Annotated in this window: 21 protein-coding genes and 1 tRNA gene; 12 read left to right on the forward strand and 10 right to left on the reverse strand. The window is 71.0% G+C overall.

Annotated elements, in window-relative coordinates; genetic code table 11:
* The first annotated feature begins 455 nt into the window (after positions 1 to 455).
* The 9 genes from ald (at position 456) to M2302_RS31820 (ending at position 9498) form a co-directional block, all read left to right on the forward strand.
* Positions 456 to 1571: an alanine dehydrogenase gene (ald, locus tag M2302_RS31780; protein ID WP_280841489.1), complete on the forward strand. Its 1116-nt coding sequence runs from the start codon at positions 456 to 458 to the stop codon at positions 1569 to 1571.
* Positions 1568 to 2560 (forward strand): site-specific tyrosine recombinase XerD, encoded by a 993-nt coding sequence (locus tag M2302_RS31785; protein ID WP_280841503.1) that lies wholly within the window; start codon positions 1568 to 1570, stop codon positions 2558 to 2560. The genes ald and M2302_RS31785 overlap by 4 nt, the downstream gene beginning before the upstream one ends.
* Before the next feature lie 191 nt (positions 2561 to 2751).
* On the forward strand, positions 2752 to 3675 hold the full coding sequence (locus M2302_RS31790) for an AAA family ATPase (RefSeq protein WP_154937924.1): 924 nt from the start codon (positions 2752 to 2754) through the stop codon (positions 3673 to 3675).
* Between the two features lie 35 nt (positions 3676 to 3710).
* Positions 3711 to 4784, forward strand: coding sequence for a ScpA family protein (locus M2302_RS31795; RefSeq protein ID WP_280841490.1), 1074 nt, complete (start codon positions 3711 to 3713; stop codon positions 4782 to 4784).
* Between the two features lie 388 nt (positions 4785 to 5172).
* A complete protein-coding gene (gene scpB / locus M2302_RS31800) occupies positions 5173 to 6219 on the forward strand; it encodes an SMC-Scp complex subunit ScpB (RefSeq protein WP_280841504.1) in 1047 nt (348 codons plus the stop codon).
* Positions 6206 to 6976, forward strand: a complete 771-nt coding sequence (locus tag M2302_RS31805) for a pseudouridine synthase (protein WP_280841491.1) — start codon at positions 6206 to 6208, stop codon at positions 6974 to 6976. Before scpB ends, M2302_RS31805 begins: the two co-directional genes overlap by 14 nt.
* Positions 6977 to 7164: 188 nt before the next feature.
* Positions 7165 to 7845 (forward strand): (d)CMP kinase, encoded by a 681-nt coding sequence (gene cmk, locus M2302_RS31810; RefSeq protein ID WP_280841492.1) that lies wholly within the window; start codon positions 7165 to 7167, stop codon positions 7843 to 7845.
* Entirely contained in the window at positions 7842 to 9248 is a 1407-nt protein-coding gene (der, locus tag M2302_RS31815; protein ID WP_280841493.1) for a ribosome biogenesis GTPase Der, read from the forward strand. The genes cmk and der overlap by 4 nt, the downstream gene beginning before the upstream one ends.
* A gap of 176 nt (positions 9249 to 9424) precedes the next feature.
* Positions 9425 to 9498 (forward strand) — tRNA-Pro (locus M2302_RS31820).
* Positions 9499 to 9524: 26 nt separating this feature from the next.
* Here M2302_RS31820 and M2302_RS31825 read toward each other — a convergent pair.
* The 10 genes from M2302_RS31825 to M2302_RS31870 all read right to left on the reverse strand — a co-directional run bounded on the left by M2302_RS31825 (position 9525) and on the right by M2302_RS31870 (position 17367).
* Positions 9525 to 10550, reverse strand: a complete 1026-nt coding sequence (locus M2302_RS31825) for a site-specific integrase (RefSeq protein ID WP_280841505.1) — start codon at positions 10548 to 10550, stop codon at positions 9525 to 9527.
* 173 nt (positions 10551 to 10723) lie between these two features.
* Complete coding sequence (locus M2302_RS31830) at positions 10724 to 10948, reverse strand: helix-turn-helix domain-containing protein (RefSeq protein ID WP_280841494.1); 225 nt, start codon at positions 10946 to 10948, stop codon at positions 10724 to 10726.
* Between the two features lie 57 nt (positions 10949 to 11005).
* Positions 11006 to 12472, reverse strand: a complete 1467-nt coding sequence (locus tag M2302_RS31835; RefSeq protein ID WP_280841506.1) for a replication initiator — start codon at positions 12470 to 12472, stop codon at positions 11006 to 11008.
* Positions 12473 to 12570: 98 nt separating this feature from the next.
* Positions 12571 to 13635 carry a hypothetical protein gene (locus M2302_RS31840; RefSeq protein WP_280841495.1) on the reverse strand — a complete coding sequence of 355 codons (1065 nt, stop codon included), beginning with the start codon at positions 13633 to 13635 and terminating at the stop codon, positions 12571 to 12573.
* Positions 13632 to 14312, reverse strand: coding sequence for a hypothetical protein (locus tag M2302_RS33230; RefSeq protein WP_348529484.1), 681 nt, complete (start codon positions 14310 to 14312; stop codon positions 13632 to 13634). Before M2302_RS33230 ends, M2302_RS31840 begins: the two co-directional genes overlap by 4 nt.
* Positions 14309 to 14713, reverse strand: coding sequence for a hypothetical protein (locus tag M2302_RS31850; protein ID WP_280841496.1), 405 nt, complete (start codon positions 14711 to 14713; stop codon positions 14309 to 14311). Before M2302_RS31850 ends, M2302_RS33230 begins: the two co-directional genes overlap by 4 nt.
* 89 nt (positions 14714 to 14802) lie before the next feature.
* Positions 14803 to 15132 (reverse strand): hypothetical protein, encoded by a 330-nt coding sequence (locus tag M2302_RS31855; protein ID WP_280841497.1) that lies wholly within the window; start codon positions 15130 to 15132, stop codon positions 14803 to 14805.
* Positions 15129 to 15968 (reverse strand): FtsK/SpoIIIE domain-containing protein, encoded by an 840-nt coding sequence (locus M2302_RS31860; protein ID WP_280841498.1) that lies wholly within the window; start codon positions 15966 to 15968, stop codon positions 15129 to 15131. Before M2302_RS31860 ends, M2302_RS31855 begins: the two co-directional genes overlap by 4 nt.
* A gap of 13 nt (positions 15969 to 15981) precedes the next feature.
* Positions 15982 to 16446: a single-stranded DNA-binding protein gene (locus M2302_RS31865; protein WP_280841507.1), complete on the reverse strand. Its 465-nt coding sequence runs from the start codon at positions 16444 to 16446 to the stop codon at positions 15982 to 15984.
* Positions 16447 to 16518: 72 nt separating this feature from the next.
* Positions 16519 to 17367, reverse strand: coding sequence for a hypothetical protein (locus M2302_RS31870; RefSeq protein WP_280841499.1), 849 nt, complete (start codon positions 17365 to 17367; stop codon positions 16519 to 16521).
* Positions 17368 to 17586: 219 nt separating this feature from the next.
* Between M2302_RS31870 and M2302_RS31875 the strand changes: the two genes are divergently transcribed.
* The 3 genes from M2302_RS31875 to M2302_RS31885 all read left to right on the forward strand — a co-directional run.
* Positions 17587 to 18843, forward strand: a complete 1257-nt coding sequence (locus M2302_RS31875; RefSeq protein WP_280841500.1) for an XRE family transcriptional regulator — start codon at positions 17587 to 17589, stop codon at positions 18841 to 18843.
* 646 nt (positions 18844 to 19489) lie between these two features.
* Positions 19490 to 20692 (forward strand): restriction endonuclease, encoded by a 1203-nt coding sequence (locus M2302_RS31880; protein ID WP_280841501.1) that lies wholly within the window; start codon positions 19490 to 19492, stop codon positions 20690 to 20692.
* A 722-nt stretch (positions 20693 to 21414) separates the two neighbouring features.
* A partial coding sequence (locus M2302_RS31885) for a hypothetical protein (protein WP_280841502.1) occupies positions 21415 to 23222 on the forward strand: 1808 nt, incomplete at its 3' end.

A 23222-nucleotide genomic window follows, 5' to 3' on the forward strand; every position in this document is an offset into this window, starting at 1 on the left:
GTCCCGCGGCGCGGGGCGGTGGGTGTGCGCGCGGCCGGCAGGCCCCCCCCCACCCCCCCCCCACCCCCGCCGCACCGCGGGGCGGTGGTGGCCCTCGGTCGGCCCCTCGGATCGTCGGCGTCCGGTCCGGGGGTGGCCGGTGTGCCGGGCGCCGGGGCGCGGACCGGCGGGCACCGAGCGCGGCGGGGTGGACACCCGGCGTGTCGCCTGCGGGTTCCGCCCGGCGGTAGCCGTCGCGCGGTGCGACGATGAGGGCGAACGCCGAGCGGGGAGCGGGCCCGCACGCCTGACACATCGTCAGGCGGATCGGGCACCGGATGTCACTGTGCTGGGCCCCGGAGGGTGCTCCCGCGCCTAGACTGCCGCCGGCGGGACCGGTCGACCGCGCCGGCAATGGGGCCGGCGCGGGGCCGAGCAGTCGGGGGTGAGCTGCCCCGAAGAGAGGTGTCTGCATCGTGAAGGTCGGAATCCCACGCGAGGTCAAGAACCACGAGTACCGCGTGGCGATCACGCCGGCGGGCGTCAACGAGTTCACCCGCCACGGTCACGAGGTCTTCGTCGAGTCCGGCGCCGGTGTCGGGTCGACCATCAGCGACGACGAGTTCGCCGCGGCCGGCGCCAAGATCCTGGGCACCGCCGACGAGGTGTGGGACACCGCGGAGCTGGTGCTCAAGGTCAAGGAGCCGATCGCGGAGGAGTACCACCGCATGCACGAGGGGCAGGTGCTCTTCACCTACCTGCACCTGGCCGCCTCCAAGGAGTGCACCGACGCGCTGGTCGACCGGAAGGTCACCGGCATCGCGTACGAGACCGTCGAGATGCCCGACCGGTCGCTGCCGCTGCTCGCCCCGATGTCCGAGGTGGCCGGCCGGCTCGCCCCGCAGGTGGGCGCCTTCTACATGATGCGCACCGGCGGTGGCCGGGGCGTGCTCCCCGGCGGCGTCTCCGGCGTGTACGCGGCCAAGACCGTGGTCATCGGCGCCGGTGTCTCCGGCCTGAACGCCGCGGCGATCGCCCTGGGCCTGCAGTCCGAGGTGCTGCTGCTGGACAAGAACGTCGCCCGGCTGCGCCAGGCCGACGCCATCTACCGGGGCCACCTGCAGACCGTCGCCTCCAACGCGTACGAGATCGAGCGGGCCGTGGTCGACGCGGACCTGGTCATCGGCGCGGTCCTCGTCCCGGGCGCGAAGGCCCCGAAGCTGATCTCCAACGAGCTGGTCTCCCGGATGAAGCCGGGCAGCGTGCTCGTCGACATCGCCATCGACCAGGGCGGCTGTTTCGAGGACTCGCGTCCCACCACGCACGCCGACCCGGTCTACAAGGTGCACGAGTCGATCTTCTACTGCGTGGCGAACATGCCCGGCGCGGTGCCGAACACCAGCACCTACGCGCTGACCAACGTCACCCTGCCGTACGCGCTGGAGCTGGCCAACCAGGGCTGGCGCGAGGCGCTGCGCCGCGACCCGGCGCTGGCGCTGGGCCTGAACACCCACGACGGCCAGGTCGTCTACGGCCCGGTCGCCGATGCGCACGGCATGCCGACCCTGCCGCTGGCCGAGGTGCTGGCCTGACCGCTGCACCGGACACCGCCGGCGCGGGCGTCACGCCCGCGCCGGCCCTGCGCCGTGCCGTCCGCGGCTACCTCGACCACCTGACCGTCGAGCGTGGCCTGTCGGCGAACACGCTCGCGTCGTACCGTCGGGACCTGGAGCGGTACCTCGACACCCTCGCGGTCGCCGGGGTGACCGACCTGGCCGCCGTCGGACCGGGGCAGGTCGAGGCGCACCTGGCCCGGCTGCGGGCCGGGGACGACGGCCACCCGCCGCTGGCGGTCTCCTCGGCGGCCCGGGCGGCCTCCGCCGTGCGCGGGCTGCATCGCTTCGCGCTGCGGGAGGGGCTGGCCGGCGCCGACCCCAGCCGGGACGTCCGGCCGCCCACGCCGCCCCGCCGGCTGCCCCGGGCGCTGCCGGTCGACGACGTGGTCCGGCTGCTGGAGACCGCCGGCGCGGTGACCGCCGCCGGCGACGGCGCCGCTCTCGCGCTGCGCGACCGGGCGCTGCTGGAGTTCCTCTACGGCACCGGCGCGCGGATCTCCGAGGCGGTCGGCGCGGCCGTCGACGACCTCGACGTCGACGAGGGCACCGCGCTGCTGCGCGGCAAGGGCGGGCGCACCCGCCTGGTCCCGATCGGCGGGTACGCCGTCGAGGCGCTGCGCGCCTGGCTGGTGCGGGCCCGGCCCGCGCTGGTCGCGGCCGGGCGGGGCACCCCGGCGGTCTTCGTCAACGCCCGCGGCGGCGGGCTGACCCGACAGGGCGCCTGGACGATCCTGCGCCGCGCGGCCGAGCGCGCCGGGCTGCCGGTGGACGGGCCCAGCGCGGTGTCCCCGCACACCCTGCGCCACTCGTACGCCACCCACCTGCTCGACGGCGGCGCCGACGTGCGGGTGGTGCAGGAACTGCTCGGCCACGCCTCGGTGACCACCACCCAGGTGTACACGTTGGTCACTGTGGAGCGGCTGCGTGAGGTGTACGCGACCGCGCATCCCCGCGCCCGCGGCTGACCCGGGCCTCACGGGTCGGTCGGGCGGGACGTCCGACACGCCGGACCGGTACCGAACGCGCTGCTGGTGAGTGGCGTACAGTCGGCATCGGCGCGGACCTCCTGGGGCGACATCCGGGGTGCGCAGCGGCGCCGCGCAGGACGTCGGACGGCTCCGACGCCGGGTGGTCGTCGGGAGGGGGCAACGAGGACATGGCTGGCAACGGTGACCGTGCCGACGCCTGGACGTCGGAGCTCCGCGAGCAGCAGGCGTCGCTCGGCGCGGACCTGGGTCCGGCGGACCCGGCCGCCTACACGATGCGCAAGCCGATCCCCGAGCCGATGCCGACCGACCGGCACGGGCCGGCGCGGATCATCGCGATGGCCAACCAGAAGGGCGGCGTCGGGAAGACCACGACGACCATCAACCTGGGCGCCGCGCTCGCCGAGTACGGCCGCAAGGTGCTGCTGGTCGACTTCGACCCGCAGGGCGCGCTCTCGGTCGGCCTCGGGGTCAACCCGCACAACCTCGACCTGTCGGTCTACAACCTGCTCATGCAGGACGACGTCACCGCCGAGGACGTCCTGATCAAGACCGACGTCGCCGGGCTGCACCTGCTGCCCGCCAACATCGACCTCTCCGCCGCGGAGATCCAGCTGGTCAACGAGGTCGCCCGGGAGATGGCCCTGGCCCGGGTGCTGCGGACCGTCCGCAAGGAGTACGACTACATCCTGATCGACTGCCAGCCCTCGCTGGGCCTGCTGGCGATCAACGCGCTCACCGTGGCGCACGGCGTGCTCATCCCGCTGGAGTGCGAGTTCTTCAGCCTGCGCGGGGTGGCGCTGCTGCTCGACACCATCGACAAGGTGCGCGAGCGGCTCAACTTCGACCTGGAGCTCGAAGGCATCCTGGCCACCATGTACGACAGCCGCACCACCCACTGCCGGCAGGTGCTCCAGCGGGTGGTCGAGGCGTTCGGCGACAAGGTCTACCAGACGGTCATCACCAAGACGGTGAAGTTCCCGGAGTCCACGGTGGCCGGTGCGCCGATCACCACCCTCGACCCGGCCTCCTCGGGGGCGCGCAACTACCGGCAGCTGGCCCGTGAGGTGATCGCCGCCCAGGCCGACCGGTAGGTCGGGGTGCACCTTGCCGCCGGTGGACCCGGGGCGTGGACTACGGTCGTCCGGTGACCGCGCCACCCCTGGACCCGCCGACGACCCCGGAGCAGCCCCCCGTGCTGGCCGCCGAGGCCGTTGCCGAGGTGGCCACGGACCCCGCCGGCGTGCCGCAGGCCGCGGAGAGCGCCGGCTTCACCGTCCGGCTGGCGAACTTCACCGGCCCGTTCGACCTGCTGCTGCAACTCATCGGCAAGCACAAGCTCGACGTCACCGAGGTGGCCCTGCACAAGGTCACCGACGAGTTCATCGCGTACATCCGGGCGATGGGCGACCAGTGGGACCTGGACGAGGCGAGCGAGTTCCTGCTCATCGCGGCCACCCTGCTCGACCTGAAGGCGGCCCGGCTGCTGCCCGCCGCCGAGGTCGAGGACGAGGAGGACCTGGCCCTGCTGGAGGCGCGGGACCTGCTCTTCGCCCGGCTGCTGCAGTACAAGGCGTACAAGGAGGCGGCGGCGCACATCGCCGAGCTGGAGGCGGTGGGCGGTCGGCGCTATCCGCGGGCGGTCACCCTGGAGCCCCGGTACGCCGAGGCGCTGCCCGACCTGGTCCTCGGCATCGGCCCGGAGCGGCTGCTCAAGCTCGCGATCCGGGCGATGACCCCGAAGCCCACGCCCGAGGTCTCCATCGCGCACGTGCACATGGTGCGGGTCAGCGTCCGGGAGCACGCGGCGATCCTCACCGAGCGGCTGCGCCGCGCCGGCACCGCCACCTTCTCGCTGCTCTGCGCCGACTGCGAGATCACCCTGGAGGTGGTGGCCCGCTTCCTGGCGCTGCTGGAGCTGTACCGGGAGGGGCTGGTCTCCTTCGTGCAGGACCAGGCGCTTGAGGAGCTGACGGTGCGCTGGACCGGCCCCGCCGACGGCGACACCGAACTGCACATCGACGAGTACGCCGGCTCCCCGGCCGAGCCGGTCGTCGCCGAGCCGGTCGTCGCCGACCCCGCAGTCGCCGACCCGTCGGCCACGAGCCCGGCCGGCGGCCGGCCGGCCGCCGGCTCGTCGTCCCCGGACGTGGGCGGCGCCGGCCCGTCCGCAGGCTCGTCGTCCGGCGAGCCGCCGTCGTGACCGGTCGACGTCGCCGTGATCGACTCCGTTCCGGCGTTGTGGCGGTGTCGGGGCGGGCCGGACACCGCCATATCGCGGACCTGGAGTGGATCATGCCGCCGCACCCGGGGCGCAGCCGAGGAGTCGACGCAGGAGGAACAGGGTGACCAGTGACGAGGAACGCCGGAGCTCGCTGGCCGACCAGGCCGCCGCATGGATTCCACCGTGGCAGCGCCCCACCCCGCCCAACGAACCCACCGACGGCGCCGCCCCGGCCGCCGCAGACGTAGACGCCGAGGCCGCCGACGCTGCCACCGACGCCGGTGCTGCCACCGACGCCGGTGCTGCCACCGACGCCGGTGCTGCCACCGACGCCGGCGCTGCCACCGACGCCGACGCCGACGCCGTCATCGTCGACGCTGCCAACTCCGCTGCCGCTGCCGCTGCCGCTGTCGCCCCCGCCTCGGCGCCCGCTGAGCGGCCGGGGCCCGAGATCTTGGACACTTACCGTTCGCCAGAAACGGAAACTGTCCAAGATCTCGCCGATGGCGACCCCGCACCGGTGCCGCCCGCCGGGCCTGCGGTAACCGGTCACGGCGGGCCGACGGAACCGACCGACGCCGGTGGGACCGACGCCGGTGCGGCCAACGTCCGTGGGACCGACGCCGGCGAGACTGACGCTGACTCCACCAGCGCCGGTGGAGCCGACATCGGAGGAAGCGACGCCGGCGGGACCGGCGCCGAGCCGGCCGGCGCGGGCGCTGACCGCGCCGCGCCGCCCGTTGCCGACCCGGACGCCGCCGGGTCGGCCGAGGACCTGCCCGGGGAGGGCGCGGCTGCCCGCGTACCCGGGAAACAGCCGGCGCCCCGGCGGCGGGCGACGCCCGCGCCGGAGCCGACGCCGGTGTTGGACGACGCGGAGCTGCGCGGCGCGCTGGAGGCCATCCTGCTGGTGGTGGACGAGCCGGTCAGCGAGTTGACCCTGGCCCAGGTGCTGGAGCAGCCCGCCGAGCGGGTCGGGCCGATGCTGGACGAGATCGCCGCCGGCTACACCGCCGCCGGGCACGGTTTCGAGCTGCGCCGGGCGGCCGGTGGCTGGCGTCTCTACACCCGCCCGGAATACGCGACCTACGTGGAACGGTTCGTACTTGACGGGCAGTCGGTACGGCTGACCCAGGCCGCGCTGGAGACGCTCGCGGTGATCGCCTACAAGCAGCCGGTCACCCGTTCGCGGATCTCGGCCATCCGGGGTGTGAACTGCGACGGGGTCATCCGTACGCTGGTCTCCCGCGGGCTGGTCGAGGAGTGCGGCACCGAACCGGACAGCGGGGCGTTCCTCTACCGGACCACCACGATGTTCCTGGAGAAGCTGGGGCTGAACTCGGTGGACGACCTGCCCCCGCTCGCCCCGTTCCTCCCCGACGACGTAGAAGAGCTTGCCGATGCGACGCGATGACCGTGCCCCGAAGACCGACGCCCCCGTGTACGAGGGGACCGAGCGCCTGCAGAAGGTGCTCGCCGCCGCCGGCGTGGGCTCCCGACGCGCCTGCGAAGACCTGATCTTCCGGCGTCGGGTGACCGTGAACGGCCGGGTCGCCCAGCTCGGCGACAAGGTCGACCCCGCCACCGCCGTGATCCACGTCGACGGCGAGCGCCTCCAGGCCGACAACCGCCTGGTCTACGTGGCGATGAACAAGCCGCGCGGGGTGGTAACCACCATGGCGGACGAGAAGGGACGCAACGAGCTCGCCGAATTCATCGGCAACCGGGTGGAGCAGCGGGTCTACCACGTCGGGCGGCTCGACGCGGACAGCGAGGGGCTGCTGCTGCTCACCAACGACGGCACCCTCGCCCACAAGCTCATGCACCCGTCGTACGAGGTGCTCAAGACCTACCTCGCCGAGGTGGCCGGGCCGATCCCGCGCAACCTGGGCAAGCGGCTGATGGCCGGGGTGGAGCTGGAGGACGGGCCGGTCAAGGTCGACTCGTTCAAGGTGGTGGACACCCTGGGCAAGACCGCCCAGGTGGAGCTGAGCCTGCACGAGGGGCGCAAGCACATCGTCCGGCGGTTGCTGGCCGAGGTGGGGCACCCGGTGTCCCGGCTGGTGCGTACCGCGATCGGGCCGATCCGGCTGGGTGACCTGCGTACCGGGCGGATCCGGCGGTTGACCAACGCCGAGGTCGCCGCCCTGTTCAAGGCCGTGGGTGACTGACCCGGCGAACCGGGTATCGGTGCCGGTAGGCTTCGTCGCGGCCGATGGGCCGGCGGGTGGCGCGGGTCGCCCCCGACGGTGGCGCGCGCGGCCACCCGCGAGGCGCGGGCATGATTGACGATGAACAACCGCTCAACGGCGCCGGAAACACCGGCGACCCGCGAGGTACGGGCTATAGGAGGACAACGGTGGAGGAAAACGTACGGGCCGTGCGCTGCGTGGTCGCTGTGGACGGGCCGTCCGGTTCGGGTAAGTCCACCGTCTCGCGGCGGCTCGCCGCCGGCCTCGGTGCCCGCTACCTCGACACGGGGGCCATGTACCGGGCGATCACCTGGGCCGTGCTGCGCTCCGGGGTCGACCTGACCGACGTCGAGTCGGTGGCCAAGGTCGCCGGCGAGGTCGACCTGCGCATCGGCACCGACCCCCAGGGGTACGGCGTCACCGCCGACGGCGTGAACGTCGACAAGGAGATCCGTGGCCCCGAGGTGACCGCTGCGGTCTCCGCCGTGGCCGCCGTGCCGGCGGTGCGGGAACTGCTCGTCGCCCGGCAGCGCCAGATGATCACCAACGCCGGCCGGATCGTGGTCGAGGGCCGCGACATCGGTACCGTGGTGGCCCCCGACGCCGACCTGAAGGTCTACCTGACCGCCTCCGAGGCGGCCCGCGCCCAGCGGCGCAGCGCCGAGGACGCGGTCGACGTCGCGGCGACCGCCGCCGACCTGGCCCGCCGGGACAAGCTCGACTCGACCCGCAAGGTCAACCCCCTGCAGCAGTCCCCGGACGCGGTGGTGCTGGACACCACGGAGCTGGGCATCGACGAGGTCGTCGCCCGACTGCGCGACCTCCTCACCGAACGGGGGGTGGCATGAGCGAGGACAACGGCGGCTGGGTGGAGCTGCGGGAGCCGGACCTCGACGTCGAGGAGCCGTCCGGCCCGCAGCCGGTGGTGGCCGTGGTCGGCCGCCCCAACGTCGGTAAGTCGACGCTGGTCAACCGGATCATCGGCCGCCGCCAGGCGGTCGTCGAGGACGTTCCCGGGGTCACCCGGGACCGGGTGCCCTACGACGCGCAGTGGAGCGGCCGGGCGTTCACCGTGGTGGACACCGGCGGTTGGGAGCCGGACGCCAAGGACCGGGCCGCGGCGATCGCCGCGCAGGCCGAGACGGCCGTGGCCACCGCCGACGTGGTGCTCTTCGTGGTCGACGCGATGGTCGGCTCGACCGATGTGGACGAGGCCGCGGTGAAGATGCTGCGGCGCAGCGCGAAGCCGGTCATCCTGGTGGCGAACAAGACCGACAACACCGCCATCGAGATGGAGGCGACCTCCCTCTGGTCGCTCGGCCTCGGTGAGCCGTACCCGGTCTCCGCGCTGCACGGTCGGGGTTCCGGCGAGCTGCTCGACGCCATCATGGAGGCCCTGCCCGAGGCACCGAAGATCATCGAGAACCGGCCCCGCGGCCCGCGCCGCGTGGCGCTCGTCGGCCGTCCCAACGTCGGCAAGTCCAGCCTGCTCAACCGGTTCTCCGGCGAGGAGCGGGCGGTGGTCGACGCGGTCGCCGGTACCACCGTCGACCCGGTCGACAGCCTCGTGGAGATCGGCGGCGAGACCTGGCAGCTGGTGGACACCGCGGGCCTGCGCAAGCGGGTCGGCAAGGCCAGCGGCACCGAGTACTACGCCAGCCTGCGGACCGCCTCAGCCATCGAGGCGGCCGAGGTCGCGGTGGTGCTGCTCGACGCCAGCGAGCCGATCAGCGAGCAGGACCAGCGGATCCTGTCCATGGTCACGGAGGCCGGGCGGGCCCTGGTCATCGCCTTCAACAAGTGGGACCTGGTCGACGCCGACCGCCGGTACTACCTGGACAAGGAGATCGACCGGGAGCTGCGCCGCATCCCCTGGGCGATCCGGCTGAACCTGTCCGCCCAGACCGGCCGCGCGGTGGACAAGCTCGCGCCGGCGCTGCGCAAGGCGCTGGCGAGCTGGGAGACCCGGGTGCCGACCGCGCAGCTCAACCAGTGGCTGACCGCGCTGGTCCAGGCCACCCCGCACCCGGTGCGCGGTGGTCGGGCGCCGAAGATCCTCTTCGCCACCCAGGCGGGGGTCGCGCCGCCGCGCTTCGTGCTCTTCACCACCGCGCCGCTGGACGCCGGGTACCAGCGCTTCGTCGAGCGCAAGCTGCGCGAGGAGTTCGGCTTCGAGGGCAGCCCGGTGGAGATCTCGGTACGCCCGCGCAAGAAGCTCGGCCCCGGCGGCCGCGGCAAGGCGCACGGCTGACCCTGTTCTTCTTGGATGCCGGGGGGGAGCGCCGCTCTCCCCCGGCATCCACTTTCCTAGGACGCTCTAGGGGAGGTGGCGTGGGACGCCGCGACGCGGGAGGGGCCTGTGCGCGTGGTGCGAAGATCCTGCGCTAAGCTGTACCGGCTGCCGCGGGGGAGACCGCGCGGGGGCATCGGGACGTGGCGCAGCTTGGTAGCGCACTTGACTGGGGGTCAAGGGGTCGTCGGTTCGAATCCGGCCGTCCCGACGCAGGTAGAGGGGCATTTCTCGCGATCATGCGATGCCCCGATGGGGACCATTTGGGGACCTCAGGCCGGTGAGATGCGAAGACAGCGCCTCACCGGCGGCGCGGATCGACTGCCGATCCGGATGCAGATACCGCTGAGTCGTCATCAGCGAGCCGTGGCCGGCGATCTTCCGTAGGACGTGCACCGGCACGCCGGCATCCGCCATCCAGGTCAGGCCGGTGTGCCGCAGGTCGTGCCGCCGCAGGTACTCGAAGCCCAGCGAGCCGACGACCTCATCCCAGTGCGTCGCGTCGCGCAGCACCGCCGTGCTGATTCGGCCGCCGCGAGGACCGACGAAGAGCCGGCCGTCGTCCTCGGTGATCCGGTCGAGCTTCGCGGCCACCATCGGCCGCAGCTCCTCGATGATGGGCACCTGCCGTGCCCGCTTGCCCTTGGTGCCCTTGTCGACCAGGCCGCCGGGGCCGGTGGTGGTCTGCCGGCGCACCGTCCACAGCCACGTGTCGCGATCGATGTCGCCCTTGCGCACGCCCGACACCTCGCCGATCCGGGCCGCCGTGCCGGCCGCGAACATCACCACCTCACCCCAACCGGGGTAGCGGCCGTGCGAGCGCTCGACCAACGCCGCCGCCAGGGTGGCGAGCGCGGTCCAGTCCGGCAGCGCCAGGGAACGCGGGTTGTCCAACTCGTCCTCGGCTCGCTGATACTCCCGCTGCCACCCGGTCAGCCGCGCCGGGTTGCGGTCGATCAGACCGTCACGCACCGCCTGCTCCAGGACCCGCACCAGGACGGCAAGGCTGTTCTTCACCGTCGACCGCCCGCAGCCCTCGGAGATCCAGCCGTGCGCGGCCCGGTCCACCGCACCGTTCGTGATCATCCGTACGGGCAGGTGGCCGAGCGTCGGCACGACCCGCCTGCGCCACCCCGCCAGGTACGGATCGAGCGTCTTACCCTCCAGGCCGCGTAGCGCCAGGCGCATCACGCTCTCGCCGTACTGCGCCAGCCGCATCGAGGCCGCGTCGGGGTCGACGCCGCCCCTCGCCGCGCGCTGCATGGTGACGAGCCAAGCCTGCGCCTGCTCGGCATCACCGAACGCCTGCGACTTGGAGCGGCGTCGGCCCGACGCCGGGTCAACCCACCGGACCCGGGCACGGTACGGGTTCGGCCGGCCGGGACGGTGCTCGACGTCCGTGGAGACGGCGACGCCGATCGGCAGCAGGGGAGTGGTCACCGAGCCGGTTCCTCAGGGTCGGTGCGGTGCCGCTCCAACCACGCCCGCACATCCTCCGGGTCGTACTTGACCACCCGGGCGGACAACCGGATGAACGCCGGCCCCTGGACAGGGTTGGCGGTGCGCCACCGCCGGACGGTGGACGGGTCGACCTTCACGAGTCGGGCAAGCTCCTCAGTGGTCAGCAGCGTGCCCGGTGCTGCCGGTACATCGATACTCATCGGATCCCCAATGTTGTCGGTTCTGCTGTCAAGGTGGGCTTGACGCTGGATCGTGCGTCAGGCGACGAGGGTCTGTAGGTACTCGCGGGCGGCTTCCTGGTGCTCTCGGGCCATCGCGGCGGACGCGTTGGCGAGCAGCGCGTCAGCGGTGGTGTGCCAGCCGGCGCCCACGAATTGCAGGAAGTTGACCACGAGCGTCGTCGGCTCGGTGCCGGCCGCGGCGTCCTGCGGCCCGCTGCTCTGGGCACGGCGGAACACAACGCGTTGGTTGCGCAGCAGGGCGAAGGTGATCGAGTAGCGGCGGGACTTGGTGAGGAAGTGGCCGCCGAAGCCGAGCATGTGCGCCCAGCGGCGCAGCCGCCGCCAATCCCGGGGCGTGCCGAGCATCCAGCACGCGTCAACCAGGCGTTCGGTGTGGCTGCCGGCCGGGTCGGCGTAGATGTCGATGGTGTCGCCGGTGAGCCGGTTGGAGGCATGACCGGTCACCTCGGTCGACTTGGTCGCGTACTTGGCCAGGTACGCGGCCACCTGGGCGTCGGTCACCTCACCCCGACCAGCCACGGTGATCACCTTGGTCAACACCTGAGTGCCCCAAGCGATCGGCCAGCCGCCGGGGTGGGCGGGATGGTCAGCGGTGGTGAAGCCGACGGTCGCGGCGGCGTGGTCGACGGCGGCCACCAGGTCGGCCGCGTCGAGCTGCGGCGGGGCCGGCACGATGGCGTCCGGGTCGTCGGGGTCGCGGCCGTCAAGACGGATGATGGCGTGGAAGTGCACCACGCCGCGTCGTTGCATCTCGGCGGCCTTACCGAACGACAGCCGCACCGGGGACACCCACCGGGTCTTACCGGTACGCGGCGAGGTCACGGGGATGTCGGGGATGCCGCGTGCGGTGGCCAGGCGGTGCATGTAGCGGTTGATGGCGATGGTGGTGCGCCGCCACAGCTCCCCGGCCGAGAGGTTCCAGACCGCTTGCGCGTCGTGGTCGTAGCAGTCCAGGCACAGCGGCGTGCCCAACCGGGCGTCGGTGTCCTCGTGGCGGGCGAAGCAGACCAGCCGCACACCGTGCGGGCACATGGTCGACTCCCGGCGGGGGTGGCAGGGTTCGGGCCGGCAGTCGCAGGAGGTGCGGCGGGTGCAGGTGTGCCGCTTGACGTACCGGGTGTGGACCTCACCGAAGCTCGGGGCGGTGAAGGTGGGGAACACCGCCGGGTGGTGGGCCACCTGCTCCGGTACGCCTTTGCCGCCGACGAGGCCGGCGCGGACCACCTGGTAGGCGTCGCGTTGGTAGAGCTTGGAGCAGGTCGGGCAGACGGCGGCGCGGCGGTTGCCGCACGGCTTGTAGATGACGCCGTCGGGCATATCGGCCGTCGACCGCTCGGACAGGAGGCGGCCGGTGGCGGCCTCGACGGTGGCCATGGTGCCGACCAGGCGGATCGGGCGGGTGCAGCCGGCGGCCGGGCGGACGTGGCGCAGCCATTCGGCGAGGTCGGGTTGGGTGAGCCGGGCGGCGGCCTGGAGCCGGATGTCGGTGGAGGTGGCGTACCAGGGTGGGGCGGTCGGCTCGGCGCACGGGGCCGTACCCGAAGCAGAAGCTTCGGGTACGACGGTCAGCGTCGAGACGGTCAACGGATCGCCTTCACGGGGCGTCCGTTGGCGGGTCGGACGGGTCGGTTGCTGGTGTGGGGGTCGAGGTCCAGGACCGCGAGGGCTTGCGTGGCCTCATCCGAGGTCACCTTGAGCCGGACGGCCAGTTGGCCCGGGGTGATCGGCGTGCCGTGCTCGGTGCGGTACTGCTTCGCGACGCGGGTCGCTCGGGCGAGCAGGTCCGGGGCCACGATCGGCAGCGGAAGTTGGGCAGCGTCAGACGCGGTGACAGGAGTGTCGGTGGTGGACGGTGCCAACGTCGGAGCCGAGGTGGTGTTGGGCTTGCTCGGTCGGGGACGGGCGGGTCGGGCAGTCGCATCGGGCACGGCCGTCGACGGCTCCGGGGTAGGGGCCGGTCGCGGTGCGGTGATCCGGGTGGCGACCTGGGCCGGGGTCGGGACCTCGGGCCGGGCCGGCGTCGGTGCCGGCTCGGCGGGTTCGATGGGGGGAACGATGGGCAGCTCGGGCCGGACCGGCGTCGGTGCCGGGACGGCGGGAAGGGTGACGGTTGAGGTCGGCGTCTCGGCGGGTGCCGGGGACGCCGGTGCGGTGCCGGTGGCGGCGGTCAGGGTTCGGCCGCTTTCCCGGCGGATCAGGGCGCGCATGTGCACGGCCAGGCCGGCGACGGCCGGCGGCAGTGCGCCGACGATCGCGGCCATGGCCACGCGCCAGGTCTCATCGGTGTTGGCGTTGGTCTGGAGCAGGTGGTACGCCGACTGGGCAGCGATGCCGATGCCGGCCGCACCGTAGGTGTTCTTCTTGGCGAACGCGGCGACCCGTGCGGGCACGGGAGCCATCCACAGCACCAGGGCGACGACCACGTAGCCGTCGACCGCGATGGGCATCAGCCACGCCAGGGCGAGGCTGACCGAGGTGCCGGGGATCGTGATGCGGGCGGTGAAGCCGGCGAGTTCGGCCAGCGCGATCCAGGTGGAGGCGGACAGGCCGAACGATGCGGCCAGCACCGCCCACGAGGCGATCGACGCCAACCGGGGCTCACCGGCCACCGGCCGGGTTGTGGTCGGATTCGGGTTGGTGGTCACGCCGTGGCCCTCCCGTCAGTGAGGCCGAACAGGGCCGGTTCCTCGGTGGGAGGCAGCGGCGTGGGTTGGGCCGCCCTGCGGGTGGCCGTCCGGTTGCTCCGGGCGGTCTTGAGGTTGTGCAGGTCGGCGAGCTGGTCAGGCGTCAGCACGTTGAGCGCCTGCTTGTCCTCGCCGCGCCGCCGGTACAGCAGCGGGCGGACCGTGGCGTTGGTCGGGCAGTCCGTCACCCCGTCGGGGTAGCGGAAGCCGCAGCCCGGGCACACCGAAGCGGCCGGGCTACCGGGGTGGTGATCGGCGAACACCTGCGCGAGGGTCGCCAACGTGACGCCGAGGCCGGCGCGGATGAGCCGCTCGTCCAGGGCGACGCGGTCGGCGCGGTCGCCGTAGCGCATCTGCACCGCCTGCCGGGACACGCCCAGCCGGTCGGCGATCTCGGACCAGGAGTAGCGGTACGGAGGCTGGCGCAGACCAGTGACGGCGAGCCGGGTCACGGCGTCCACCTCGGTGGACAGCACCGCGAGTGACCGCAGCGCCTCGATGTCGCCGGCCGCGACCCGACGGGCGTACGCCCGCAGGATGCGCCGCACGAACGCGTCGAACTCGGTGGTCTCCACCGACCGCTTGGCGCGCTTGGAGCGAGTGCGCGTCAAGCCGGGCTTGACGGTGTTCTTGTTCATGCCGCACCGCCGTTGGTGCGGTCCCACTCGTCCGCCGCCGCCCGCAGGAGCGCGATCACCTGATCGGCGGTACGGCCGGGGGCGTCGTTGAAGCCGTACGCGTCGCACTGCTCGGGGCCAGGATCGGTGTAACCGATCTGCGCCTCGACCACATCGAGCGCGAACGCGAAGTCCGGGTAGCCGGGGTCGGCGTAGTTGAGCGCCGGGGCGTCGACAGGTCCGCCGTAGCAGACCATGCCGACCGCACCGACCAGGCAGGCCGGGGGCGTGAACGACCCCGACGTGGCGTCGTAGTAGGCGCCCTGCGTCCAGCCGTGGCGGGACAGGTACAGGGCGGCGTCCCGCAGCGTGCGGGCCGGGGTGGTCACCTGCTCGGCGACCGTGTTTTGGGTAGCGTGCATGGCGGCAGCTCCTTCCGGGCTGTTGATGGGGCGGGTCGGCGGCGTCGGGGTGCTTTCTCAGGGCGAATCCCGGTGCTGCCGGCCCGTTTCTATGGGGTTCGGCGCTGGGGGCGGACCATCCGCCGCAGGGCCGCGTCGAACTCGGTGACGATCCGCATCAGGTGCGCCCGGGCGTTGGTGTCGCCGGCCGCGAGGCTGATGCGGGTGCGGATCTCGGCGTGCTGGCTGCCGTCGGCGGCCAGCACCCGGGTCAGGACCACCACACCGTGACCGGGAACCCGGAGGGTCACCGGCTGTGCCCGATGCTCGCCCAGGCCACAGGCGTGCCCTCGGGCGCACCAGTCCGGGTGCAACAGGTGGTCGTCGGTGGCAGGCCAGGTCGGCGACGTGGCCGGCCGGGGTCGGATACGGATACTCATGCCGCACGCTCCTTGCTGCGGTCGCGCATCCGGGCGGCGTAGGCGGCGATCCGGGCGCAGGCCGCGTCATCCAGGTATGCGGCTTTGATCAGTTGCGGGGTGCCGCCCTCGGCGATGAGCAGGCCCACGCCGGGGTTGGTCGGGCTGATCGTGTTGGACGACCAGCCGCGGTCGGCCCACCCGTGTCCCAACACGATGTCGGAGGACACGTTGGTGGTGCACCGGAAGGCGCACCGCCAGGCGAACAGGTCCCGCAGGCTGGTGGGGATGATGTCGGACGAGGGACGTTGCGTCGCCGCGACGATGATGATGCCGACCGCCCGGCCCCGAGCCACCAGGTCCCGCAGCAGACCCGCGAAGTCCTCCCGGGTCTTCTTGTCCCCGACGGTGGCCGAGAAGTAGGCGATCTCATCGACGGCGACCAGGATCGCGCTGAACACGTCATCGCGTTGGGTCTTCCGGCGGCCCTCAACTTCCAGGTAGGCGTACCGGTTGTCCATCACGATCTGCATCCGCCGCAACGTGGCCAGGGCATGCGTGATGTCCGGGCCGACGAACACGTCGGCGCAGCTCTTCCACTGCCCCAACTCGACCTGCTTGCCGTCGAGCAGGCACAGCCGGCAGTCCAGCGACAGGGCGGCGTGAGCCACGATCAGGTTCAGCAGGGTCGACTTGCCGCCGCCCGGCTCGCCACCGATCAGCAGGTTCCGGTAGATCAGCGGGACCCGCACCGGGTGGCCGAACTCGTCCACCCCGACATGCACCGGGTCGAAGATCGACACGGTCGGGTCGGCGGGCGTGCCACCCGGTACGGCGGGAACGGTCAGCGTCGACATCAACGACCTCCGCTCAGGCCGCCGACGCCGGGGCGGCGGTCGACCACGGGTCATCCGCCGGCGTCTCCGGAGTGAACCCGTCCCCGTTGCGGGTGCGGGCCATCTTCTTCACCGTCGCGGTGGCGAACCGCAGCGACGGGCCGACCTCGTCCACGTCCAAGCCGTACGCGGAGCGCTTCTCGCCCTCCTCGTTCTCCCACCGCGACAGCCGCAGCCGCCCGGCTACCACCACGCGGGTGCCCTTGGCGAGCGATTCGGCGATGTGCTCGGCCAGGTCCCGCCACGCGGTGCAGGTCAGGAACAGCGGGTCACCGTCGCGGTACTCACCCGAGTTGCGGTCGAACACCCGAGGCGTGGACGCCACGGTGAACTTCACCAGCGCCACCCCGGCCGGGGTGAACCGCAGCTCCGGGTCGGCGGTCAGGTTGCCGACCACCGTCACGGTCGTGTCGTTCGCCATTACAGATCCTCCTTGGATCGGTTCTCCGAGGTGAGCCAGCAAGTGCTGGCCACCGCACACACGTCGGACAACGTGTGCGAGTTTTCGAGGTCAGCGGCGCGGGTTGCGCTGCTCCGGTGCCGGCTCCGGCACGTCGAGCAGGTCCAGGCCCAGCGGCGGCATAGCAGGCGACACTGGGGCGTCTTCGTCGCGCATCCACGTCACCAGGGCCGACAGCGGTGAGGCCACCAGGCCGGTCAGCGGGTCGCGGCGGGTGATGTCGACCCGCACCAGGGCGGCATGCCGAGCCGATGCGCGGACCATCCGCGCCTCGCCCGCCCAGCAGGCCACCGCGAGCTTGTCCGCCTTGCCGTCCAGGTCCGTCAGGTCCAGGCCCGGCCGCAACCACACCCACACCCGCTCCCCGGCCGGCGTCGGCCGCGCCCACAGGATCAGCGGCAACCGACCCGGATGCAGCCGCGACGCGGACCGGATGAACTCCGCGAAGCACAACCGCAGCCGGTGCCGCACCACCACGCACCACACCCACGCCGACACCCGCCGACGAAGCCGACCGACGCCGAAAAGCACACCCAGCACCACGGCCAGGAGCACCAGCGGCACCGCCGGATGCGTCGCCCGGGACAGGTACGCCATGCCGACGAAGAGCGTGATCGCCGCGACGATCTCGAACGCCCACCACCACAGCACCCGCAGCGCCGGCCACACCCGGACCAGGCACGCGACCACCAGGCCGCACACCACGCCGGACAACAGCCCGACCACCACCGCGAGCACCAGCGGCAACGTCACCGACGCGGTGGCAGCCACCACCAGGGCGACGGACGCCGCCACGACGAGGAACGCCACCCGAGCCTTCTGCGCGTACGACCGCGACACCGGCGTCTCCACCAGCGTCACCGCGCCCACCGGGCGCTCACCGAACATTCGTCTGGCCATGCTTCAACTCCCCTCCGTGGCGCAATTACTAACCGAGTTAGTAATTGGGACGCTACGACACCGCGCCCTTGATCGCCAGCCCCCTCAGTCGGCGATTTCCGGCAGCGGAACTTGTAGATATGACGATCACTCAGGTACTCGTAGAACGACAGGTGTCACTGCGGGGTCAGGCCGCTGTCCCCTTCCCTGTCACCCCGGTAGTCGGGCCATACTGGGTTCATGGGAGACACGGGAAGCGCGGGCGACGGCCGGCCTCTGTGGGCTCGGCGCATCAGGAACGAGCGGGCTGCCCGAGGGTGGTCACAAGCTGAGGCGATCGAAGCCCTCAGAGCCCACGCTTCATCCGAGCTGCCGTCGAACGGCAGCCTGCTCCGCAACTGGAAGCGCTGGGAAGCCGGCGACGTGGAGCCGGACGACTTCTACAAGACCCTCATCGCGGCCACGTTCGGCACCGTCACCGCCGCGTTCTTCCCACGACGTGGCCGCGATGACGTCGACAAGACTCTGATGGCTGGCGCCGGCCTGGACACCCTCGAAATCGTGACGCGGATGCGCGCATCTGACGTATCCCAAGCGACCCTCGAAGGGCTGCGGATCACCGCCGACCGGCTGTGCAGCGAATATCCCTACGCCGACTCGGCGGACTTGCGCGTCGAGGGACACGCGTGGCTGCGGCGCATGACGGCACTGCTCGACGCTCGGCTGACGCTCGCCCAGCACCGGGAGCTGCTCACCTTGGCGGGAACCGTCGCGCTCCTGGTGGGTTGCGTCGAGTACGACATGGGCCGGCGGACGGAAGCTGAGGCGACCCGTCGGGCAGCGTTGCAGCTCGGACAGGAGTCCGGGGACGTGAACGTCGTCGGTTGGGCGCAGGAGATGCGCGCCTGGTATGCGCTGACCGCAGGTGATTTCCGTGGCGTAGTTGCCGCCGCCGAAGCCGGCGAGGCAGCCGCGCCGCATCAGAGCGTGGCAGTCCAACTGGCTGCACAGCGTGCGAAGGCGTGGGCGCGGATGGGGGACCGGCGTCAAGTTGAGCTTGCTCTAGACCACGGCCGCCGCATTCTTGAAGGGCTGCCGTACCCGGAAAACCTGGATCACCACTTCGTTGTCGACCCCGCCAAGTTCGACTTCTACGCGATGGACTGCTACCGGATCGTCGGCGAGAACGGGCTTGCCGAGGTCTACGCGGATGAGGTGATTCGCTCATCCACGGACAGCAGCGGCGTCGTGCGCAAGCCGATGAGAGTGGCGGAAGCGCGGATCACCCTCGGGGTGGTGGCCGCACGGGCGGGCGACTTGGATCGCGCCGTCGAGCTCGGCCGCCAAGCGCTCGGCGGGAACCGGCGTTCGTTGCCATCGCTCGCCATGGTGGCCATGGATCTGTCAACGGTGCTGACGAAGCAGTACCCGAACGCGCCGGAGACGCAGGACTTCGCGGACGAGTTGCGGGCAGTCAAGGCCGCACCCAGCGCCTAGCGTTCAACGTCGTCACCCTGGGGCGATTGAACCTCCGCCCGCGACCTGCCGCCGACACCGGGCCGCGGTCGCGCCTCATGCCAGCTGACAATGTGCGCCGGCCGCCACACGTGCGTCCGTCCGAGGGTCAGATCGGGCGCAGGCATCTGCCCCCGCTTGCGGTACGTCGCCACCGTGCCGACCCGCACCCCGAGGTAGGCGGCGACGTCCGAGGTCGTCCACCACTCCGCGTCAGGATCAGGGCTCGTCACGTCCGCCATTCTGCCTGCGTTAGGCGATCAACGCACCTACCCACCGGTCCCCGGGGGCGCTCGCCGCCGGCAAGGTGGCCGGCCAGATGATCTACGCTTTACGTGATCAAGTTGTCCACCCCATCCTGCCTACGTACTTTCCAGCCTGCGGATACTCCTCTTGGCATCTCTCAACGACAGCCGTTGACGGCTAACCTCGTGAGGACTGGATGAGGACTGGCGACGGCCGGGGCTCGCGGTGTTCAAGAAGACCCATACCTCGCCGTGCCTCCGCTTGATGACGACCTCGGCTATCTCGAGCGCCGGCCTTCCCCGGCTCGCTCGGCTGGCGCTGGGTGTCTCAGGGCAGCGTTAAGGTAACCGCATCGCCTTGCGCAGCCCCGGAGGAACCGCTCATGACCACGCCACCAGCAAAGCCGAACGGGTTGAGCCTGGATGAGTTACTCAACGTGATGGACCGGACTTCAGCCAACCTCGAACGCTTGGAGGCGATCTGGGACCGCGCTTACCCCCTGCTGCCAGCGGGACCGTCCGCAGGGTCAACCAACGAGTACGACGACCTGACCCGAGCGTGGAACGACCTATTGCCGGGCCTTCCAAAGATCAATGGCTGGACCATCACCGAATCGCTACCCAGCATGGACAGCATCGGCCAATCGTACATCGACTATCTGGAAATTGGTGAACCACCGCTGCCGTTAGAGGATGCCAAGGAAGCGCCTGGGCGGGCTCTCGCGGAGTACCGCCACCGGCTAAACCGGGCACGGCGGCGAGCTGTTCGCGAGCGAATCGAAGAGCTGATCACGAAGGTCGACAGCTTGCTGCCGCAGATCGTGGCCGACAGCGAAGACGCCCCCGGTGGTCAACCACTGAGCCACGCCGGGGTGTCCGAAGTGGAAGCCAGCATCGCAGAGCTCGAACGGCTTATGGGCGACACGGCGGCTCGCCAAGGTCGGTGGAACGACTTACATCGCCACCTGCACTTCAGCCAGCCTCATGACTGGCACGATATCCACACTGTCGACTGGCCGAGCGTCAAGCCAGACATCGAAGCCGCGATGTTCTCCGAAGTAGAACCACTACCCGTGCCCGAAGTCGATCTCGGCTTGGCCGCTGCCCAGCAACCGGCGGGATCAGCGTCGACAGCCCTGAACTGGGAGCAGGTCAAGTCAGGAGACTTCGAACGCCTGATGTATGACCTGCTGCGGAATCTGCCTGGCTACCAAAATGTCCAGCTCCTCATGAAGGAGAACGCCGCAGACCGCGGTCGCGATGTCTCGGCCGAACGTGTGATCACCGACGGGTCAGGCAGCGTGCGGACCGAGCGAGTGATGGTGCAGGCGAAGCACTGGCTGTCGAGGTCGGTGCCACCAGAAGAGATCAGCGGTGCTCTTACTAGGCTCGCATTGTGGGAGCCTCCCGTGATTCGCGGTCTCATCGTCGCGACGACGGGGCACTTCACACCTGACGCCGTGGCTTGGACGGAGAAGCACAACGAGGGCGGCAAGATGCCGTTCATCGACCTCTGGCCGGAAAGCAAGCTGGCGACGCTGCTGTCGGAAAGGCCGTGGCTAGCAGCGCAGTACGGACTCCGGTAAGGAGGACGCCAGGCGGTTTAGCAAGTGTGGACACGGCGGGGTGTCGCACGGCAGCGACCTGGCTCGACCTGCCTCCCAACGCTGGCGGCCACGTCCAGGTGCTGACCGCCGTTAACCGTCGTCTCTCATCCCAACGGGCACGCAAGGGCACGCGGGCACGGGTCGACTGTCAGCTTGGGAATCGCACAAGATCGGTTCAGGGCATCGCGTTTTTGCCTTGTCGGCCATGGTCGGCGGTGGCCTCGTTTGGCCTCCCATGACATCACCGTGTGGCCCGCCGGCTCATGCTCGGCCGCGTGTTGGTGGTCGCACTCGTGTCCTTTAGGGATTCCGTAGCTTTCGTTGAGCATGCTGGTTGGTGGGAGAAGACATGAGGGCGGGCGTTGTGGCTGGTGCGGGGAAGTTGGCGGCCGGGTCGGGTACTGCGTTCGCCGTTGGTGCCGTGGCCGGCGTGGTGGGCAACAACCTCGGTGAGGGGTTGTGGTTTTGGGTGGGGTTCGTGGTGTTGGTGGTGGTGGGGTCTGGGTTATCGGCGTGGTTGACCTATCGTGGCGCTGCCGGCGGCGCTGGGTCTGGTGTTGTTCACAGCGGTGACAACAGGATCGACAAGGTGTTGGGTGGTGGGTCCGGACCAACGATCGGTGTCAACTATGGCGAGGCTCGTGGCGGCAGTGCCGACCGGGGAGGTGTGTGATCGTGGGATTCGGTCGTCGGGTGCCAAAGTGATTGGTTCGGTGCAGGGTGGGGGTTCCGGGCCAACGGTCGGGGTGAATCACGGGACGGTCGCGGGCACGATCCTGGCAGGCAATGCGACGGGTTTGGCGGATGTGGTTCTTGACCCGTCGCTGATTCCGCTGGAGCTTGGCCTGACGGTCGATGATGAGCCGGTGGGCGGGTTCACGGGGCGTGGGTGGCTGGTGGAGAAGATCGACGTGCGGATCGCGCAGGTCGCTGCCCGTCCGGTTGGTGGTTACGTGTTGGTGGAGGCGGAGGCCGGGCTGGGCAAGAGTGCGTTGGCGACGTATCTGGCGTTTTCGCCGACGCGGCGTTGGCCGGCGCATTTTTCGCGTCAGTCGACCAGCCCGGAGGCTGCGCGGGCGAACCTCGCCGCTCAGATCACCTATGTGCATACGCCTGCCGACTCTCCGGACAGGTCGGGTGGGCTGCCGGGTAACTACACCGACCCCGCCTGGTTCGCTCAGCGGCTGATGACGATTCAGGCGCAGCGGCGTGCGCGTGGTGAGGTTTCGCCTCTGGTGATCCTGATCGACGGGTTGGACGAAGCGCCCACGCCGTCGGCGGGTGAGGTCGCGTTCGGGCTGCCCCGGACTCTGCCGCCGGGAGTGGTGGTGGTGGCCACTACCCGTCCGGGGCATCCCTTGCCACTTGGGGCGAGGGTGGAGCGGATCGATGTCACAGGGCAGGCGAACCTCGACGATCTGCGTGAACATGTCACTTTCCGTGCGCGCAGCGACCGGGCGCTGACAGGCCAGCTCGCTGCCACCCAGGTCACTCCGGAGGCGTTCACGCGGGGGTTACTGGCCGCTGCTGGTGGGGTGTGGATCTATGCGCTGCTGGTGATGGATCAGGTTCGCGACGGTGATCTGCGTGCTGACCGTCTCGACGCGCTACCAGCGGGGTTGGCCGGATACTACAGCCAGAACTTGCGGCGGATTCGGGAGCTGAACCCGGATCGGTGGGACGGCGTTGTGCTGCCGCTTCTGGGCACCCTGGCCGCGGTCACCGAACCGGTGACGAGTACCACGCTCGCCCTGTGGTCCGGGAATTTGCCCCTGGGTCCGGTGCAGGATGTCCTCGACGGCCCGTTGCGGCCGTTCCTCGCCCACACGAGAGAGGACCGAGAGGCGGCTGATCCGACTGGTTGGTACCGGCTGCGGCACCAGAGCCTGCGGGACTTCCTGACCGGGCGGGAGACCGGCCACGAGGACCACACAGTGGTCCAACAGTCGGCACGCTGCGCCCACGCGACCCGGCAAGCCCACGCGAGAATCCTGGCCTGCATCACCCCCGCTCCAGACCAGGCGGACCTCCGACGATGGGACGACGCCAGCAGCTATGCCCTGGCACATTTGACCTACCATGCCGCTGCTGCCGGGGAGCTTGATCGGCTGGGTTTGGATCCCGGTTTCCTCCTGTGGACCCCACTGCCGTCGCTGCTGCGGACGAGGAACACGGTCACCGACCTGCAAGCCCGCCGTGCAATCGCCGCACGAGAACTGATGGGTAGCATCAACGCCCTGGCCCGCGACGAGCAGCTGCGCTGGTTGCATGTGTGGGCGGTGAAGTATCGCAGCACCGCCCTAGCCGCCGCCTGCGCCGCCCGGTTCCCCCCCGACGCTCCACATGCTGACGGCGCGATCTGGCGAGGAGCCCCCCACACCCAACTCCACGGCCACACCAGGTGGGTGAGCGCAGTGGGGACCTGGACCCGACCGGACGGCACCACGCTGCTCGTTACCGCCGGCGACGACGAGGTGGTGCGACTGTGGGACCCCCACACGCTGCACTT

This window comes from Micromonospora sp. A200 (genome assembly GCF_029893845.1).
Taxonomy (GTDB): domain Bacteria; phylum Actinomycetota; class Actinomycetes; order Mycobacteriales; family Micromonosporaceae; genus Micromonospora; species Micromonospora purpureochromogenes.

Bases quoted from the DNA above. Each gene is read 5' to 3' on its own strand.
- M2302_RS31790 (WP_154937924.1), top strand. From the start codon at position 2,752: ATGGCTGGCAACGGTGACCGTGCCGACGCCTGGACGTCGGAGCTCCGC.
- M2302_RS31805 (WP_280841491.1), top strand. From the start codon at position 6,206: ATGCGACGCGATGACCGTGCCCCGAAGACCGACGCCCCCGTGTACGAG.
- der (WP_280841493.1), top strand. From the start codon at position 7,842: ATGAGCGAGGACAACGGCGGCTGGGTGGAGCTGCGGGAGCCGGACCTC.
- M2302_RS31825 (WP_280841505.1), bottom strand. From the start codon at position 10,550: ATGCAGCGCGCGGCGAGGGGCGGCGTCGACCCCGACGCGGCCTCGATG.
- M2302_RS31830 (WP_280841494.1), bottom strand. From the start codon at position 10,948: ATGAGTATCGATGTACCGGCAGCACCGGGCACGCTGCTGACCACTGAG.
- M2302_RS33230 (WP_348529484.1), bottom strand. From the start codon at position 14,312: ATGAACAAGAACACCGTCAAGCCCGGCTTGACGCGCACTCGCTCCAAG.
- M2302_RS31850 (WP_280841496.1), bottom strand. From the start codon at position 14,713: ATGCACGCTACCCAAAACACGGTCGCCGAGCAGGTGACCACCCCGGCC.
- M2302_RS31855 (WP_280841497.1), bottom strand. From the start codon at position 15,132: ATGAGTATCCGTATCCGACCCCGGCCGGCCACGTCGCCGACCTGGCCT.
- M2302_RS31860 (WP_280841498.1), bottom strand. From the start codon at position 15,968: ATGTCGACGCTGACCGTTCCCGCCGTACCGGGTGGCACGCCCGCCGAC.
- M2302_RS31870 (WP_280841499.1), bottom strand. From the start codon at position 17,367: ATGGCCAGACGAATGTTCGGTGAGCGCCCGGTGGGCGCGGTGACGCTG.
- M2302_RS31875 (WP_280841500.1), top strand. From the start codon at position 17,587: ATGGGAGACACGGGAAGCGCGGGCGACGGCCGGCCTCTGTGGGCTCGG.
- M2302_RS31880 (WP_280841501.1), top strand. From the start codon at position 19,490: ATGACCACGCCACCAGCAAAGCCGAACGGGTTGAGCCTGGATGAGTTA.